At 38.9% G+C, this 16,988-nt stretch carries 12 protein-coding genes and 1 tRNA gene; 6 read left to right on the top strand and 7 right to left on the bottom strand.

What is annotated here, in order from left to right; translation table 11 throughout:
- Nucleotide 1 precedes the first annotated feature (1 nt).
- From nudC to dnaQ, 3 genes are all read right to left on the bottom strand, one after another.
- Nucleotides 2-754: an NAD(+) diphosphatase gene (nudC, locus tag HYG88_RS03120; protein ID WP_005157794.1), complete on the bottom strand. Its 753-nt coding sequence runs from the start codon at nt 752-754 to the stop codon at nt 2-4.
- Nucleotides 754-2,400 (bottom strand): chemotaxis protein, encoded by a 1,647-nt coding sequence (locus HYG88_RS03125; RefSeq protein WP_178882581.1) that lies wholly within the window; start codon nt 2,398-2,400, stop codon nt 754-756. The genes nudC and HYG88_RS03125 overlap by 1 nt, the downstream gene beginning before the upstream one ends.
- Before the next feature lie 126 nt (nt 2,401-2,526).
- On the bottom strand, nt 2,527-3,888 hold the full coding sequence (dnaQ, locus tag HYG88_RS03130; protein ID WP_005157782.1) for a DNA polymerase III subunit epsilon: 1,362 nt from the start codon (nt 3,886-3,888) through the stop codon (nt 2,527-2,529).
- Nucleotides 3,889-4,168: 280 nt separating this feature from the next.
- Here dnaQ and HYG88_RS03135 point away from each other — a divergent pair, with 280 nt between their 5' ends.
- The 6 genes from HYG88_RS03135 to HYG88_RS03160 all read left to right on the top strand — a co-directional run bounded on the left by HYG88_RS03135 (nt 4,169) and on the right by HYG88_RS03160 (nt 14,342).
- Entirely contained in the window at nt 4,169-7,459 is a 3,291-nt protein-coding gene (locus HYG88_RS03135; RefSeq protein WP_178882582.1) for a LysM peptidoglycan-binding domain-containing protein, read from the top strand.
- Nucleotides 7,460-7,465: 6 nt separating this feature from the next.
- Nucleotides 7,466-9,316, top strand: a complete 1,851-nt coding sequence (locus tag HYG88_RS03140; RefSeq protein WP_178882583.1) for an extracellular solute-binding protein — start codon at nt 7,466-7,468, stop codon at nt 9,314-9,316.
- 16 nt (nt 9,317-9,332) lie between these two features.
- The gene (yejB, locus tag HYG88_RS03145; protein WP_178882584.1) at nt 9,333-10,403 is read left to right on the top strand and encodes a microcin C ABC transporter permease YejB; all 1,071 of its coding nucleotides are present in this window, start codon (nt 9,333-9,335) and stop codon (nt 10,401-10,403) included.
- The gene (locus HYG88_RS03150) at nt 10,403-11,413 is read left to right on the top strand and encodes an ABC transporter permease (RefSeq protein WP_178882602.1); all 1,011 of its coding nucleotides are present in this window, start codon (nt 10,403-10,405) and stop codon (nt 11,411-11,413) included. The genes yejB and HYG88_RS03150 overlap by 1 nt, the downstream gene beginning before the upstream one ends.
- Nucleotides 11,391-12,986, top strand: a complete 1,596-nt coding sequence (locus HYG88_RS03155) for an ABC transporter ATP-binding protein (protein WP_178882601.1) — start codon at nt 11,391-11,393, stop codon at nt 12,984-12,986. The genes HYG88_RS03150 and HYG88_RS03155 overlap by 23 nt, the downstream gene beginning before the upstream one ends.
- A gap of 111 nt (nt 12,987-13,097) precedes the next feature.
- A complete protein-coding gene (locus HYG88_RS03160; RefSeq protein WP_005157766.1) occupies nt 13,098-14,342 on the top strand; it encodes an NADH:flavin oxidoreductase/NADH oxidase family protein in 1,245 nt (414 codons plus the stop codon).
- A 5-nt stretch (nt 14,343-14,347) separates the two neighbouring features.
- Here HYG88_RS03160 and HYG88_RS03165 read toward each other — a convergent pair whose 3' ends face one another.
- The 4 genes from HYG88_RS03165 to pyrC all read right to left on the bottom strand — a co-directional run bounded on the left by HYG88_RS03165 (nt 14,348) and on the right by pyrC (nt 16,974).
- Nucleotides 14,348-15,031: a glutathione S-transferase gene (locus HYG88_RS03165; protein ID WP_178882585.1), complete on the bottom strand. Its 684-nt coding sequence runs from the start codon at nt 15,029-15,031 to the stop codon at nt 14,348-14,350.
- A gap of 163 nt (nt 15,032-15,194) precedes the next feature.
- A tRNA-Glu gene (locus HYG88_RS03170) sits at nt 15,195-15,270 on the bottom strand.
- A 19-nt stretch (nt 15,271-15,289) separates the two neighbouring features.
- The gene (gene rnt / locus HYG88_RS03175; RefSeq protein WP_005157739.1) at nt 15,290-15,955 is read right to left on the bottom strand and encodes a ribonuclease T; all 666 of its coding nucleotides are present in this window, start codon (nt 15,953-15,955) and stop codon (nt 15,290-15,292) included.
- Nucleotides 15,940-16,974 carry a dihydroorotase gene (gene pyrC, locus HYG88_RS03180; protein ID WP_034602647.1) on the bottom strand — a complete coding sequence of 345 codons (1,035 nt, stop codon included), beginning with the start codon at nt 16,972-16,974 and terminating at the stop codon, nt 15,940-15,942. Before pyrC ends, rnt begins: the two co-directional genes overlap by 16 nt.
- Between the last annotated feature and the right edge of the window lie 14 nt (nt 16,975-16,988).

The raw sequence follows: 16,988 nt of genomic DNA on the forward strand, positions 1-16,988 counted from the left end.
ATTAAGATGCTTTTTTATTCTCAACGATTTGCATAATCATTGCATGTGCAATACTACCTTTAAATGGAATTTCAGGTAGTTGATCAAACTTAAAGAATTGAGCCTCGCTAATTTCTTCCACTTGTAATTGAATATCACCTGAATCATATTCAGCATGAAAAGCAATCATTAAATTACTTGGAAATGGCCACGGTTGGCTCGACATATAACGAATATTTTTCAGTTTTAAACCGACTTCTTCAAAAGCTTCTCGTTGTACAGCTTCTTCTAATGTTTCACCGACTTCAACAAATCCGGCAATTAGCCCGTACATATTACTTTTATTATGCGCCGATTTTGCAAGTAAGATTTCATCATCACCTTTGGTAATTATTGTAATAATACAAGGTTGAACGCGAGGATATTGATGATAGCCACAAGCTGGGCAAACCATTGCGTATTCTTTGGCGTGAATTTCAGTCATATGACCGCAATGGCTACAGAATTTATGATTACGTCGCCATTCTAATAGTTGGACTGCTCGACTGGCTTGAAGAAATTCTGTAGTTGACCATGACTGAATCAGTTCACGGATTGGAACGAGCTGATAGCCATCGGGAATGGCTTCATTTTCAAGTAGATCACGCGCAATAACGTGATCATTATGATTCAAGGGTAAATCACTTGCTAACTTTTCAACTTCTGGCAGTTGAAGATTTTGGTCGACTAGCAGTTTTTGGTGTTGAAAAATATAAGCAAGTGATAGTTGAGTCATTATGCGGCTATGTTTTGTAATTGCTGACTGCTTGATAATGCCACATCAAACATAGATTGCAATACAGGTTGCTTATTGTTTAGGTTATCAACGAGTAAATCTAAACCAGCAACAACATTTAGAATGCAGTTAATTTGCTCAGCATCAATCGCTTCGTTCTGATTCAAACGATGCTGTGCAAAATGTGCTGCACCTAACAGTGCAGTTTGTTGAGCAGAGCTACCTAAGAATAACGCAGCGCCTGATAACTCATTTAGATATACAGGAAGGGCTTCTAATGTATTAGATGTTGGATCTTGTACATACGAACTTAAGGTTTGAGTCAATGTTTCAATCAAAGTCTTAGTTTCAGTCAACAATGCTCGATGAGCTTCATCTAAACGATCTAAAGAAATTTGCATATTGTTGACGCGTAATTGTAAACGACTGGAAGTGTAATTACGCTCTAAGATACCGATTGAATTCATCGATGCCAAAATGCTATTCATTAAATGTTGAATAGAAGTTGCATCAGTTAATGTATTCGGTTGACTCAATTTTTCAGCTTGCTGAGTTAATTCTTTAGCTGCTTCATTTAAGTTAAGTACCTTAAATACATTAGAAAGTTGAGTTAACTTTTGCTGTAGTTCTTGGGTTTTTTCAGCCGACATATTTTGATGGTTATACTCAATTTCATTACGAATTTGAGCCATTTCATTTGTTATTAATTGACTGATTGTATGTACCGTTTCATAGTCAGGACCGTATAAATGACGACTCAAAACTTGAAGTTGAGTATCACTGAGTAATTCATCACCAATGTTCAATTGTTGACGAATATGTTGTGATAAATCATCTTCTTGACTGATGCAGATCGTCAAAATATCTGCCAAATCAGCAATACTGTTTTGATAAGTTGTTGGTTGAGCCAAGAATTTTGCAATATTCGTTTCGATTTGAATAAGGGTACGTAAACGTGCTTCTGTAATCAAAAGCTCATCAATATGCCCTAAGCCTACATTGACCAATTGCCAATATTGTTGGCTCGGTAGATTGTTAGCTAAACCTGCAAGGTAAACACCAACGAGTTTAATTCCTTGTAAATCGATAGGAGATTCACTTTGTTTAATCAGCTTGTTTAAGCATAATTTATAAAGTTGGTGGATATACTTCGATTGTTCCAAACTTGGTGCTTGTGGCAAATTAAAGTTTGGTGTCATGAAATCCAGTAACGGTTGAAGCGTTTGACCTTCTTTAGTAATTGGCTTGCCTAAAGCTTTCTCCAAGCGATTAAGCGTATCAATTAAGAACTGAGGTACTTTGACTTCACGTAAACAAATAAACTCAATATAGCGTTTTAACATCGTTGTACCTTCACTGAGAGCAACGATATCGCTAGTTTTAATTTGTTGCGGTTGAGCCATGATTTGGCGCATAAGCTCAGCTGAATATTGAGTGATTTGTGCTAAATGAGGCATATCAATTAATGCAAGTACTTGTGTGCACTGTTCGAACTGATTAAGTGCGTCATCAATACCAAAAGGCAATGATTGTTCTTCGGCAAGCGTATTGACTGCTGTCTCCACCAATTTAATCGAATTGTCGATCTCATTTTTTATTATTAATAATGCAGTTGGGTCGAAATGAATCGAGGTTTGGTAAGACATATGACCTACACCTTTCCTAAGTTGTTATATCCATGAACCTCCTAGAATAGGAGGCAAAATCATTAACAGTTAATATAACTTAAGTTTGAAAACTTGAAATACAAAAAATTACGCTCAACAGCAAATTTATTTTGCAAAAAGGCAAGCGCTTCCATGTTTTTGCTCAAATTGTTTGACCCAAGTCTCATGTTCATTTAGTTCATGTTCTGATGGATAGATAATTGGTAAATCTACTTCGATACGAGAACGAGTGGTTTTATTTTGGTTTTGTTCATTTTGTGAAAGGGCATCCATATCAAAAGAAACTTGTCCACCCGTCATTGCGAGATAAACATCAGCCAAAATTTCAGCATCGAGTAACGCACCATGGAAGGTACGATCACGTGCAGGAATTTCATAACGGCGAACTAAAGCGTCTAAAGAGTTCTTTTGCCCAGGATGTTTATTTTTAGCTAAAGCCAGTGTATCTGTAACTTCGCAAACATCAGATAATAATGGCAGACCAACACGTTTGAACTCCATATTTAGGAAATTCATATCGAATGTCGCGTTATGCGCAATAATTTCAGCGCCTTGTAAAAAATTAAACAGTGTGTCGGCAATTTCTGCGTATTTAGGTTTATCTTGCAAAAACTCATCGCTGATACCGTGAATATCCTCAGAGTCACCTACAGGTTTTTCTGGATTGATATAAATATGAATTGAGCTTCCTGTAAGTTTACGATTGATCATTTCAATCGCACCAACCTCAATAATACGGTCACCATCTTGGAAATAGAAACCTGTAGTTTCGGTATCCAGAATAAGTTGGCGAGGGCCTTGTAAGTGTACTTTTGCCTCAGTAATAACAATCTGAGGGTGAACTGTCGTTGTTGATGTATTTGGGCTTATTGAGTGACTCATTACAGCTACATCAGGCTTAATTTCCTCGATACTGATCTCTTCGACTTCTTCAACCAAGTTATCAATATCTTCATCAAGGTCGAGACCAAATGGGTCATCTAATAACCAGTCAGATTCAGGCTTTTTTGTATCAGCGTTAGCCTGCACGAGAGATTTCATTTGTTGAGCCGTTTGTTCGGCACCGAGATTGGCCAATTGATCAGCCATTTCATTACCAGCATGTCCAGCATGCCCTTTGATCCAATTCCATTCAATTTTTCGGTTAGCGCAAACAGCATCCAACTTTTTCCATAAATCAGGATTTTTAACATCTTTCCAATTTTTCTTTTTCCAACCATGAATCCATTCAGTAATACCTTGTTTAACGTAATTGGAATCAGTCCAAATAATCAGATGTGCGTCTGTAGGGCAAAAACTTACACCTTCAATCGCAGCTTGCAGTTCCATTCTGTTATTGGTTGTTTCAGGTTCTCCGCCACAAAGTTTATGTTCACCTTGTTCGGTAATGATATATGCACCCCAACCACCTAAACCTGGATTGCCTTTACATGCGCCATCAACATAAAGTGTGATTGTTTGAGACATAGTTAAACCTAAAGTTAAAAGTTTGTGTTGTATTACGAGATTACATTCATAAAAAATGATGTTTTATTTGAATGTATATGGCTAGAGTTTAGCACTCTAGCTAGATAAGTTATATTTTAAAGCTTAATTCTGGTGTTGAGCGGTTACAAAACTCATATTTTTTAATTTCTTGTAACATTTCCATGCAAATCACGTTAAATTATTGCCTTGTCTAAGTGACATGCTTTACTACAATGGCAAATCAAAGAAATAAACTAGCGTGAGTTGACTGGAAGTTTTTATGTATAAATCGAACACATTGGTGCTGCAAACATCTGCAACATCATTATTCAAAATCACTGTACTCACTTCTGCTCTAACTGCGTTGGGAATTACGACAGGTTGTTCCTCAACACCACAATCAAACAAAGTATCATCAACTAAGCAAGTTGGTTCAGGTTATTTAGATGCAAGTAGTTTAGATTCTTTAGAAGATTTATTATCAGCTACTGATATGCGCGCTGTTGAAGGTGATCGTTTATTGGTACTGAAACACGGTGATGTGTGGAAGCGAATGACGGTTGGATTCAAAATGGATTTAAACCATTGGGATTCTCGTATTGAAGCACAACGTAGTTGGTTTATTTCTCGTCAACCATATTTAGATCGCTTAAGCGCGCGTGCCAGTCGTTATTTGTATCATACGGTTAAAGAAGCTGAACGCCGTGGTATGCCAACCGAATTGGCTTTACTTCCTGTTATTGAAAGTTCTTACGATCCAGCTGCAACCAGTAGTGCGGCAGCAGCGGGTTTATGGCAATTTATCCCAAGCACGGGGCGTATTTATGGTTTGCAGCAAACCAGTCTATATGATGGTCGCCGTGATGTGGTTGAGTCGACACGCGCTGCTTATGAGTTTTTAGGTAGTTTATATAATCAATTCGGTTCATGGGAATTGGCTTTGGCTGCTTATAACGCAGGACCGGGTCGTATTCAACAGGCGATTAACCGTAACCGTGCAGCAGGATTACCAACAGATTACTGGTCATTAAAACTTCCGCAAGAAACCATGAACTATGTTCCACGCTTCTTGGCGGTTGCTCAAATTATTAAAAATCCAAGTGCCTATGGCGTAAGTTTGCCGCCTATCGCAAACCGTCCACACTTCCGTGAAGTTGGTTTAGCTGCACCTTTAGATATGAATCAAATTGCTTCAATTACAGGCTTAAGCCGTGCGGAATTGTATGCTTTGAACCCTGCTCATCGCGGTGAAACCGTTGATCCAATGAGCCCAATGCGTATTTTAATTCCTGCAGATTTAAGTCCGTCAGTCGATGCGAAATTACGTTCTGGAAAAGTAAGTTCAGGTGGTTTCTGGGCAAGCAATAGCCAGCCACCTGCAATGAATAACAATACATCTAATGTCGCTACTACCACAGTTCGAACCAATATCAACTCAGGTCAGACGATTACACCGTCAACTAAGACACCACCGCCTTTAACGGCAAGTCATACAGTAGTAACGCGCCCAACAACATCAACGCTGACTAAAACCAATACACCACGAGGTTCTGATGCATTAGCTTCATTTGCTGCTGCTGCCGATGTACCTAGTGCCCCGCGTATTCCCGTTGCGATTACACCAGCGGAAAATGTAAAGCCAGTTAAGATTGAGCCACCGATTTCGGTTAAAGAGCGTGAACAAATTATTGCCGCTGTAAAAGAAACGGGCGAGAAGAAAACAGTTACTCAAGTATTAGAACCACAAGCGACACAAGCAGAAAAAGACCAAGTCGTTGCTGAAATTAAAGCAATTGCACCTCAAGGTACAGAAATTGTCGATCCATTTGATGGCAAGATTAAATTAACAGCAATTCAAACTAGCCAATCTGTTGCTGATCAGAAAGGCGTTGAGGTCAGCAAGGGCTTTGCTTATCCAAAGAACTTAGTTGAAGATGCAGCGACAGCAAATAGTGAAGATGCCAAACGCAATCAAGGAAAGCCGTATATTAAAACGGATACTGATGTTGTGGTGGTTGCACCGAAAGGAAAACGTAGCACTTATGTCGTGTTACCAGGCGATACCTTGGCTTTGATTGCACAAAAAAATGGTGTCAATTGGCGTGATATCGCAACGTGGAACCAGATTGATCCGACTGGAACCTTATTTGTAGGTGCAAGCCTGTATTTATATGACGCAAAACCACAGGTTGTTGAGGCTGCAAAAGTCGTTGAACGTAAACCTGAGAGTTATGTCGTACAATCAGGGGATAATCTTACCAATTTAGCAACCCGTTTTGATTTAACTTTAAAACAGTTAGCAGACTATAATAATTTATCAGTGACAGATAATTTATTTGTTGGCCAAAAACTAACGCTCAAAGAACCAAAAAACAATCCACGGAACACTCAATTAAACGCACCACAACAGTCAGCTCGCACTGTCGAAAATAAAGCAACGACGATGCAAAAGGTAGCCACGAAATCTTATACAGTGAAGCGTGGGGAATATTTAAAACTGATTGCTGATCGTTATGCTTTATCTAATCAAGAATTGGCTGATTTAACTTCTGGTTTGACTGCAAGCAGCAATTTATTTGTTGGGCAAAAAATTAACGTACCGCTGCATGAGGTTTCAAAAACAGAAGAAACTGTCGAACCTAAAAGTGCGGTTAAATATGAAAATGTAACAGCATCAAGTAACTATAAGACAGAGTCCTATATTGTACAGCGTGGTGATACTTTATCGAGTATCGCAACAAAATCTAAAATTACATTGAGTGAATTGGCTGAACTGAATAACTTCAAAGCCAACAAAAGTGTTCGTTTAGGGCAAGTTTTAAAAGTGCCAGCAGGTTCAACGATTCCTGAGCAATATGTCGTGCAATCTGGTGATAGTCTTAATGCGATCGCAAATAAATATGAGCTGACAGTAAATTATATTGCTGATTTAAATGGTTTAGAACGTACCGCAGGTGTTCGTGTTGGTCAAAAGCTCAAGCTAACAGGTGATGTGCCGAGCAAAAATAATCTCAGTGCAAATAGCAAGTTAAAAGAGAAAGAGCGTGAAGAAACGGCACCAGATGTTTATACCGTAAAATCAGGTGATACTTTAAGCAACATCGCGAGTCGTTATTATTTACAACTAGATTATGTAACTGCTTTAAATGGTCTATCTCGTGGTAGTAGTGTTCGTGTTGGGCAAAAGCTAAAACTTACGGGTGATGTACCAAAAGCTGAATCAGCAAAATCTGAAAATAGTAAAAACAGTGCTAAGTCTACGCCAAGCAAGAATACTGAAAAATATACGGTGAAGGCGGGTGAGTCTCTAAATAGTATTGCGAACCGTTTTGGACTGTCTGGTCGTGAATTGGCTGAGTTAAATGATTTGAAAGCGAATGCAAGTTTGCAACGTGGTCAGAGTATTTTAGTACCTAAAACAGTGACTGAATACAAAGTAAAACGTGGTGATACTTTGATTGGTCTAGCAAGTAAATATGGTATGGATACTAGTGCACTTGCTGAAATGAATGATTTCACTCCAAGTACACAACTACGTATTGGTGATGTGATTAAAGTTCCAAATCTGTAATTAGGAATGAATCAATTTGTTTTAGTTAGAAGGCTTAGTCTATTCTATGGACTAAGCCTTTTTGCTCAGTTCGTATGCGCCACCATGCAGACGACACCTTATTTAGCCATGCATGTTCAACCTAAATATGCAAAGTTAAATGCGATGCCTTATGCCAATCCGAATGCACCTAAAGGGGGAATGCTCAGTCAATCTAGTTTAGGCACATTCGATAATTTAAATAGCATGAATGGCAAAGGGAGTTCTACGGAAGGTGTAAATTATCTTTTTGATAGTTTAATGGATCGTGCTTTAGATGAGCCTCGGGTCATGTACCCATTATTAGCTGAAAAAGTGAGTTACGATCCTGATCATCTTAAAGATGTGATCTTTCATTTAAACTCTCAAGCCCGTTTTAACAATGGTCAGCCCTTGACCGCAGAAGATGTTAAATTCACCTTTGACACTTACCAAACCAAAGCCAATTTAGGCTTTCAAATGTATTTGTCTGATTTAGCAAAAACAGAAGTGATTTCTAAGTATCAGGTCAAATTTATTTTTAAGTCTAAGAACAATGTGGAAATGCCACTGATTTTGGCGAGTCTACCGATCTACTCAAAATTGGATTGGAAAAATAAAGATTTTACGCGTGTGACATTGCAACCGATTGTAGGTTCAGGGCCTTATATTGTTGAGCGAATTGATGCAGGGCGGAGTATCACTTATAAACGCAGTCCAAACTATTGGGCCAAGGATTTGCCAGTCAATAAAGGGCGTTATAATTTTGATCGACTCAAATATGTGTATTATCGAAATTTAGATGTTAGTTTTGAGGGTTTTAAATCTCGCCAATTTAATTTATATGAAGAAAAAAATATTCGTAATTGGATGACAGCTTATCATTTTCCCGCCGTGCAAGCAGGTCAGATCAAAAAATACAAAGCACGTTTGGGGACACCGCTCGATATTCAAAGCTTGGTATTTAATATTCGTCGTTCACCACTGAATGATATTCATCTTCGTAAAGCACTTACGTATGCTTATGATTTTGAATGGCAAAATAAAGCTTTATTCTTTAATCAAAATCAGCGTTTACAAAGCTATTTCGATAATACTGATCTGGCTGCAACAGGTCGACCCAGCGCCGCAGAATTAAAAGTCTTGAAACCTTTCTTCGCTCAACTAAATCCAGTCATACGACAAGGTGTGTTAGCAGATTGGCATTATCCTGTTTCTGATGGTAGTGGTTTCAATCGGCAGAATTTATTGGTTGCACAACAGATTTTAAAAGATGCTGGCTATTTGATTCGTCGTAATCAATTATATGATCGGCAGGGTAAAGCGGTTCGTATTGAATTATTAATGCAGCAAGAAAATCCACAACGTGAGTTGATGCCTTTTGTGCGTAATTTGAATCGTTTGGGAATCCAAGTTAACCTCAGACAGGTGGATGTTCCGCAATATGTGGAGCGAATCCGTCATCAGGATTTCGATATGATGATGTTGAAATTGCCACAGACTTTGACACCCGGTAAAGAGCAAGCCCAGTTTTGGGGGAGTGCTGCTGCGGATGAAGCAGGAAATTATAACTATTCAGGGATAAAGAACCCTGCAATTGATCAAATGATTAACAAAATTGTCGCCGCAAAAACCCGAGAAGAAGTCGTCTTGTATACTCATGTCCTCGATCGTTTATTGCGTGCAGGGTATTATCAAATTCTGACCTATGGTAAACCTGAGCGATGGTTTGCTTATTGGGATATGTATCAGCAACCGAAAATAAAACCGAAACTTTCTGTAGGATGGGAATATTGGTGGGTGGATCGTGTAAAAGCTAATAAACTCGATCAACCAATACGAAAATCTGACTTAAAATAATGAAGGATCTTATGAGATGGTTCACTATATTCTGAAAAGAATGTTATTGATGATCCCGACATTATTTTTCATTGTGTGGATTAACTTTATTATTGTCCAAATTGCGCCAGGTGGACCTGTCGAACAAGCCATCCAACAGATACAAAATGCACAGGGTTTAGGTACAGGAGCAAGCGCTTCATCTAGCCTAAGTAACTTGGCGCAATATCAGGGCGCACGTGGGCTCAGTCCTGAAATGATTGATAAAATTAAAGCACAATATGGTTTTGATCGTCCTGCACATGAGCGTTTCTGGTTGATGATCAAAGGCTATTTAACATTTGATTTTGGTATAAGCTTTTTTAAAGATAAACCTGTTACGCAATTGCTTTATGAAAAACTGCCTGTCACTTTGTCTCTAGGCTTGTGGAGTACCTTTCTGATTTACCTGATTGCGATTCCATTGGGCATCAAGAAAGCCAAAAATAATGGTTTGCTGTTTGATCAATCGACTTCGTTGTTGCTGGCGGTGAGTTATGCCATTCCATCTTTTGTTTTTGCGATTCTGCTCATCGTTTTTTTTGCAGGTGGGAGTTACCTACAGTGGTTTCCATTACAAGGACTAGTTTCTGAAAACTTTAATCAGTTAAGTTTTTTCGCCAAAATAAAAGACTATCTATGGCACATGACTTTACCCATTTTAAGTATGGTATTGGGGAGTTTTGCTGCACGAACCTATTTGACCAAATATTCTTTTGTAGAAGAATTAAAGAAACCGTATGTTCTGACAGCACGATCAAAAGGTTTAAATGACAATCAGGTACTTTATGGGCATGTTTTTCGTAATGCCATTTTAGTGGTGGTTGCAGCTTTGCCCGAAGCATTGGTGGGTATTTTCTTCGTCGGTAACTTATTTATCGAGATCATTTTTAATCTCGATGGGATTGGTTTATTGGGCTTTGAAGCAATCACCCAACGTGATTATCCTGTAATTTTTGGAACTTTGTTCTTATTTACCTTATTTGGAATGATTTTACGTTTAATTGGTGATTTGCTTTACCAAATGATTGATCCTCGGATTGATTTTGAAGCGAGGGGTGGAAAATGATGTCACCTCTGATGCGCGCACGATTTCACCGTTTTGGACAAAATAAATTGGGCGTTCGTTGTCTCATTCTATTTTTAATCATTTTTATTTTGTCATTATTTGCTGAGATTATTGCTAACGACAAACCTTTGTTGGTTCGTTATCAGCAGTCTTTTTATTTTCCTATTTTTAAAGACTATCCAGAAACCACGTTTGGTGGTGTCTTTGAAACGGCGACAGATTATCAAGACCCTGCGGTAAAACAACTAATTCAAAATCAAGGCTGGATGATTTCTCCACCCGTTGCATTTTCTTATCAGTCACCAAATCTTTCGCTTACTGTACCAGTTCCCTCCAAACCGAGTTCACAAAACTGGCTTGGAACGGATGATCAGGGACGAGATGTATTTGCTCGTATTCTCTACGGTTTACGTGTTTCTCTCCTATTTGGCTTTGCTCTGACACTTTGTTCCGGCGTGATTGGTGTTATTGTCGGTGCAATTCAGGGCTTTTACGGTGGTTGGATCGATTTAATTGGGCAACGTGTCTTAGAAGTATGGGGTGGTTTACCTATGCTTTTTATCGTCATGATTTTGGTCAGTATGTTTAGCCCTAGTGTCTATTGGTTGTTTTTGATCATGTTGTTGTTTGGTTGGACAGAATTAGTGGGTTTAGTCAGAGCAGAGTTTTTGCGTGCCCGAAATTTTGATTATGTTCGTGCGGCTCAAGCCTTGGGTGTTCGTGATCATCAAATTATTTTTAAGCATATTTTACCCAATGCCATGAGTTCTAGCTTGTCGCAAATACCTTTTATGTTGACCGCCAATATTATCGCTTTAACTGCATTAGATTTTTTGGGTTATGGTTTACCACCAGATGCTGCTTCACTTGGGGAGCTATTATTACAGGGTAAAAATAACCTAGATTCACCTTGGTTGGTACTTTCAGGATTCTTTACTTTAGCAATTGTACTTTCTTTACTGATTTATATTGGGGAGGCTGCGCGTGATGCATTCGACCCAAGACGATAATACGGTTTCAAATCCAGCTTTATTAAGGGTTAAGCAACTCAGCATTCACAATGAAACAGGACATCGTCTTGTGAAAGATTTGAGTTTTGATGTTTACCCTGCACAGACTGTTGCGATTGTGGGAGAAAGTGGGTCTGGTAAATCAATCAGTGCTTTGGCTTTATTGGGGTTGTTACCTAATAATCTAACAGTACAAGGACAAGTTGAGTTTGCAGGTCAAGCGCTGTTGTCTTTAAGTCCAATTCAGTTACAGCAGATTCGAGGCAAGCGGATTGCCATTATTTTCCAAGAACCAATGACTGCATTAAATCCTTTGCATCGCGTAGAAAAAATGATGGCTGAAAGCTTGATTTTGCAAGGTATTTCTACAGCGGATATTCGACAACAGACGCTTTCTTTATTGCAGGATGTTGGGATTGCTGAAGCAGCGCAAATTCTTAAATGCTATCCACATGAGTTGTCGGGTGGGCAACGACAGCGTGTGATGTTGGCGATGGCTTTGGCTTTAGAGCCAGAGATTTTGATTGCGGATGAACCAACAACAGCATTGGATGTGGTTTTACAGACGCAAATTTTAGCTTTATTAAAAAAACTACAACAGCAACGAAACATGGCGATGATTTTGATTAGCCATGACTTAAATCTGGTTAAGCAATATACAGATCATGTGGTCGTGCTGAATCAAGGTCAGGTAGAAGAGCAGGGTAGTACGACTGAAATTTTTACACACTCCAAAACTGCATATACACGAAATTTACTCAATCACGATTTTGGACAAGCTCTATCGCTAACGCCGAGCGAGACATTACTTGAACTAAAAAATGTCACGGTCAAATATCCTATCAAACGTGGTTTATTGAACCAAATTAAAGCGTATAAGGTCGCAGCGGACTCAATACATTTCAATTTGTCCAAAGGCGAGTCTTTGGGTATTGTTGGTGAGAGTGGTTCGGGAAAATCATCATTGGCTTTAGCGATTGCACGTTTGATTTCAAGTGAAGGCGAAATTTGCTTGCAGTTTCAAAACTTAAATCAACTCAATCAAAAACAACTTCGCCTCCTACGCCGTGATTTTCAAATTGTATTTCAAGATCCATTTAGTAGCCTAAATCCTCGGATGTCTGTTGAACAAATTATTGCGGAAGGGCTTCACCTTCAAAATATTACTAAGCAACGATCTGATGAGGAAATTGATGACGTTTTAACGAAAGTTGAACTCTCTTTGGAGGATAAAAACAAATATCCGCATCAACTTTCAGGTGGTCAACGACAAAGGGTCGCACTGGCACGTGCTTTAGTTTTAAAACCGAAGCTGATTATTCTAGATGAACCAACTTCTGCCTTGGATCGAGTAACACAACGTTCAATCATTGCGTTGTTGCGTCGTTTACAGCAACAGGAGCAGATTAGTTATTTATTTATCAGTCATGACTTGCAAGTCATTAAAGCCTTGTGCCAAAAAGTCATGGTGATGCATCATGCGAAAGTATTGGAATATCAAGCAACAGCACTTTTATTTAGTCAGCCTCAAACAGCGTATACCCGTCAATTGATTGCCGCGAGCGAATATTAGCATTGAAATTAAATTGACATATGATATTGTCAGTTTGTCGGAAGAACGCTTGATAGTTACAACAATCAGATTAAATTAGAGTAAGTACTCTAATTGAGACAGAGGATGACCATGAGTCAGATTGCAGACAGTATTCAAATTCGTAATACCACATTTAAAAACCGTATTATAAAAGGGGCAATGAGTGAAGCACTTGCTAATCACGAAGGGCAGCCAAATGAATTGCACATAGGCTTGTATGAGGCATGGGCAAAAGGTGGTTTAGGTTGTGCGATTACAGGCAATGTGATGGTCAATATTGCTGCCAAAAATGAGCCTGGCGTGGTTGCGATTGAAACTGAACGTGACTTAGCAAAATTAAAGCAATGGGCTGATGTTGGTAAAAAATATGGCATGGTGCAATTGATTCAATTGTCTCACCCTGGTCGCCAATGTCCAAAAGGTTTGAATAAAGAAACTGTTGCGCCATCGGCAGTTCCTTTTAGTCCAATGCTTGCAGCAATGTTTGGAACTCCTCGAGAACTTAAACATGAAGAAATCTTAGATATTATTCAACGTTTTGCAACAGCCGCAGCAGTGTGTGAAAAAGCAGGATTTGAAGGTGTGCAGCTTCATGGGGCTCATGGTTATCTGATTAGCCAGTTCCTATCTCCATTAACCAATAAACGTACCGATCAATGGGGTGGTTCGATTGAGAATCGTATGCGTTTCTTGGTTGAAATTTATAAGGCTGTCCGTGCTGCAACATCAGAAAACTTTATTATTTCTGTGAAACTTAATTCAGCTGATTTCCAACGTGGTGGAATCACAGAAGAAGATGTCATTACTGTATTCAAAACCATTGATGAAGCTGGTATTGATATTATCGAAATCTCAGGTGGTACCTATGAAGCACCTGCAATGGCAGGTGCTAAAGCTGAATCACGTAAAGCCAGTACCATTGCACGAGAAGCGTATTTCTTAGAATTTGCTGAAAAAATTCGTCAGCATGTGGCGTGCAAATTGATGGTAACGGGTGGTTTCCGTACAGTAGCAGGAATGAATGCAGCACTTCAAAGTGGTGCATGTGATTTTATTGGTATTGCTCGACCACTTGCAGTGGAAACGGATCTTACTGATCGTTTAATTGCAGGCAATGATGTACGTTATGCCGTGAATAAAATTAAAACAGGGATTCCTTTTGTTGATAAAATGGCAATCATGGAAATTATTTGGTATGCGGCACAATTTAAAGCGATTGGGCAGGGTAAAAAACCAAATCCTAAATTGTCACCTTTAATTGTGTTTTTGAATTATGCAAAAGGCAATATCAAGGCTGTTGTTAAAGGTCGGGTGAATTCGCGTAAATCGGCATAACTGAATTACCACGCCATCGTACAATAAGATTGAAACGTAGAAGCAGACCATTGTCCTTTGATTAAAGATTTTTTAAAGGCTGGTCTGTTTTCTATTTGAGCTAAATAACGCTGTATATGTTTACATTCATGGTTGTTTTGTGCGCAAGCGAATAATGGAAACCACATCAAAATATCTGCAACCGCAAATTGATCCCCAACAAACCATAAATGATCTTTTAAATACTTATCAATCATGGTCATTTGTTGCCGTAACGATGGATTTAAATAGCCTTGATCAAATCCATATTTTAAAAATTTTGAAACGAAGCGAACAGGAAATGGTGTACGTTGTACAATTTGGTGAAAAATTTGTTTGAGTAGCAGATCGGGGATAAAGGTCGCCTCAGAATAATTCTTCCAATAATAAAAATCTGGAAGCTGATGAATGAATAAATGTTGTTGTCCCCATTGAGGGTATAAATGAGAGAAGTAATCAAGAATGGCTGAAGTTTCCGCTAGAATGGAAATTTTTCCTTGATCAATCATTTCAATAACGGGAAATTTGGATAATGGATGCGGTGAATTTTTCTTTTGATCTGTGTTTGAATGGTGGTTGATGACTAACTCGTAGGGAAGTCCTAATTCTTCTAAAAACCAAACGATGCGCTGAGAGCGTGAATTTTGTAAGTGGAATAAACGGATTTGCATATTAGGTTTAAATTTATGGTTTTGATCTATTTTTAGTATAGGGTAGAAAATATGCTAAGAATAATAAAATAGATTTTTCAAAATAATTATTTTGTAGCAGCTCTATTTATAAAGAGCCAATAAAAAAGCCACTGTCTTAAAGATGCAGTGGCTTTTTTGAATTTGGCGTCCCTACGGGGATTCGAACCCCGGTTACCGCCGTGAAAGGGCGATGTCCTAGGCCTCTAGACGATAGGGACTTCTTGAGGTGGGTGTATATTAGGGCTCTGTCACTAAACTGTCAAGAAGATGAGGAGACAGTTTGTTCAAAATATAGCAAAACAGTTCAGCCGTCTTTTGAGTATCGTACAATGCAGAATGAGCCTCTTTGCCATCAAACTCGATGCCAGCTTGAATACAAGCACGTGCTAGTACTGTTTGACCAAACATGACTGCACTCAAAGTTACGGTATCAAATACCGAAAAGCTGTGAAAAGGATTCTGATTTTTTGTACCAGATCGAGCAATTGCAGCTTGTAAAAAACCTAAGTCAAAGTGAGCATTATGTCCTACCAATACTGCATGGGTACAATGCTGTTCTTTTCGGACTTCCGTGAGTGATTTAAAAATACGACGTAAAGCTGTCCGCTCATCTTCGGCCATCGCAACACGCATCGGATTAAAAGGATCAATTCCAATGAAGTCTAATGAGCGACGATCTAAGTTTGCACCTTCAAAAGGATTGATGTGTGCATGGAATGATGGGCCAGGTATGAACTGACCTTGCTCATCATAGATAATCGGGATACAAGCAATTTCAAGTAATGCGTCAGTCTGGGAATTAAAACCTGCTGTTTCAACATCAACAACAACAGGTAAGAATCCACGAAAACGCTGACCAATCACAGGAGCTTTGTTTTCTTCTTGTGTCACACTTTTCTCCATTGCAGTGTTTTACCTGCATGAAGTGGAATGATTTTTTGATCTTCTAGATAATCAAAAGATTCAGCAACCGTATTTTCTTCTTTCACTAAAGTGATAGTTGAAGTATTACGCGGTAAGCCATAGAAGTCAGCACCGAACATACTTGCGAAACCTTCTAAACGTTCTAACTTACCCACTTGATCAAAGGCTTGTGCATAAAGTTCAATTGCATTTGGTGCACTATAGCAACCCGCACATCCACATGCATTCTCTTTAGCATTCTGAGCATGTGGTGCACTGTCAGTACCCAAGAAGAATTTTGGATTACCGCTAGTTGCAACTTCTAATAATGTGGTTTGATGCGTTTGACGCTTTAAAATTGGCAAACAATAGAAGTGAGGTTTCACACCACCGACCAACATGTCATTACGGTTAAAGAGCAAGTGTTGCGGTGTAATCGTTGCAGCAACATTACGATCTTGTTCAAGTACAAAATTTGCAGCATCACTTGTCGTAATATGTTCTAACACAACTTTTAATTTTGGGAATTGCTTTAATAATGGCGATAAAATTTCGTCAAGGAAGCGTTTTTCACGATCAAAAATATCGACATGATTGTGAGTAACTTCGCCATGTAACAACAACGGAACTTGGTGTTCTTCAAGTTGTTCAATCACGGCATAGACTTTACGAATATCGCTAACGCCATTATCCGAATTTGTCGTTGCGCCAGCGGGGTAGAGTTTGATCGCATTTACATATTCGGATTCTTTGATTTTAAGAACTTCTTGAGGTGAAGTGAAATCTGTAAAATAAAGAACCATACGCGGATCAAAATGTAGTCCTTCTGGAACATGAGCGAGAATACGATCTCGATATGCCAAAGCTTCTTCTACAGTTTTGACTGGTGGAACTAAGTTCGGCATACAGATCGCGCGTGCAAATTGTTTCGCAAGATCTGGAACAGTACGTTTTAAAGCTAATCCATCACGCAAGTGAGCGTGCCAATCATCTGGCTGTAAAAGTGTAATCGTATTCAAGGTGTACTTCAGGC

This window comes from Acinetobacter sp. SwsAc4 (genome assembly GCF_013391535.1).
Lineage (GTDB): Bacteria > Pseudomonadota > Gammaproteobacteria > Pseudomonadales > Moraxellaceae > Acinetobacter.

Coding starts and splice junctions, on each gene's coding strand:
- nudC (WP_005157794.1), bottom strand. CDS start 754: ATGACTCAACTATCACTTGCTTATATTTTTCAACACCAAAAACTGCTA.
- HYG88_RS03125 (WP_178882581.1), bottom strand. CDS start 2,400: ATGTCTTACCAAACCTCGATTCATTTCGACCCAACTGCATTATTAATA.
- dnaQ (WP_005157782.1), bottom strand. CDS start 3,888: ATGTCTCAAACAATCACACTTTATGTTGATGGCGCATGTAAAGGCAAT.
- HYG88_RS03135 (WP_178882582.1), top strand. CDS start 4,169: ATGTATAAATCGAACACATTGGTGCTGCAAACATCTGCAACATCATTA.
- HYG88_RS03140 (WP_178882583.1), top strand. CDS start 7,466: ATGAATCAATTTGTTTTAGTTAGAAGGCTTAGTCTATTCTATGGACTA.
- yejB (WP_178882584.1), top strand. CDS start 9,333: ATGGTTCACTATATTCTGAAAAGAATGTTATTGATGATCCCGACATTA.
- HYG88_RS03150 (WP_178882602.1), top strand. CDS start 10,403: ATGTCACCTCTGATGCGCGCACGATTTCACCGTTTTGGACAAAATAAA.
- HYG88_RS03155 (WP_178882601.1), top strand. CDS start 11,391: ATGCATTCGACCCAAGACGATAATACGGTTTCAAATCCAGCTTTATTA.
- HYG88_RS03160 (WP_005157766.1), top strand. CDS start 13,098: ATGAGTCAGATTGCAGACAGTATTCAAATTCGTAATACCACATTTAAA.
- HYG88_RS03165 (WP_178882585.1), bottom strand. CDS start 15,031: ATGCAAATCCGTTTATTCCACTTACAAAATTCACGCTCTCAGCGCATC.
- rnt (WP_005157739.1), bottom strand. CDS start 15,955: ATGGAGAAAAGTGTGACACAAGAAGAAAACAAAGCTCCTGTGATTGGT.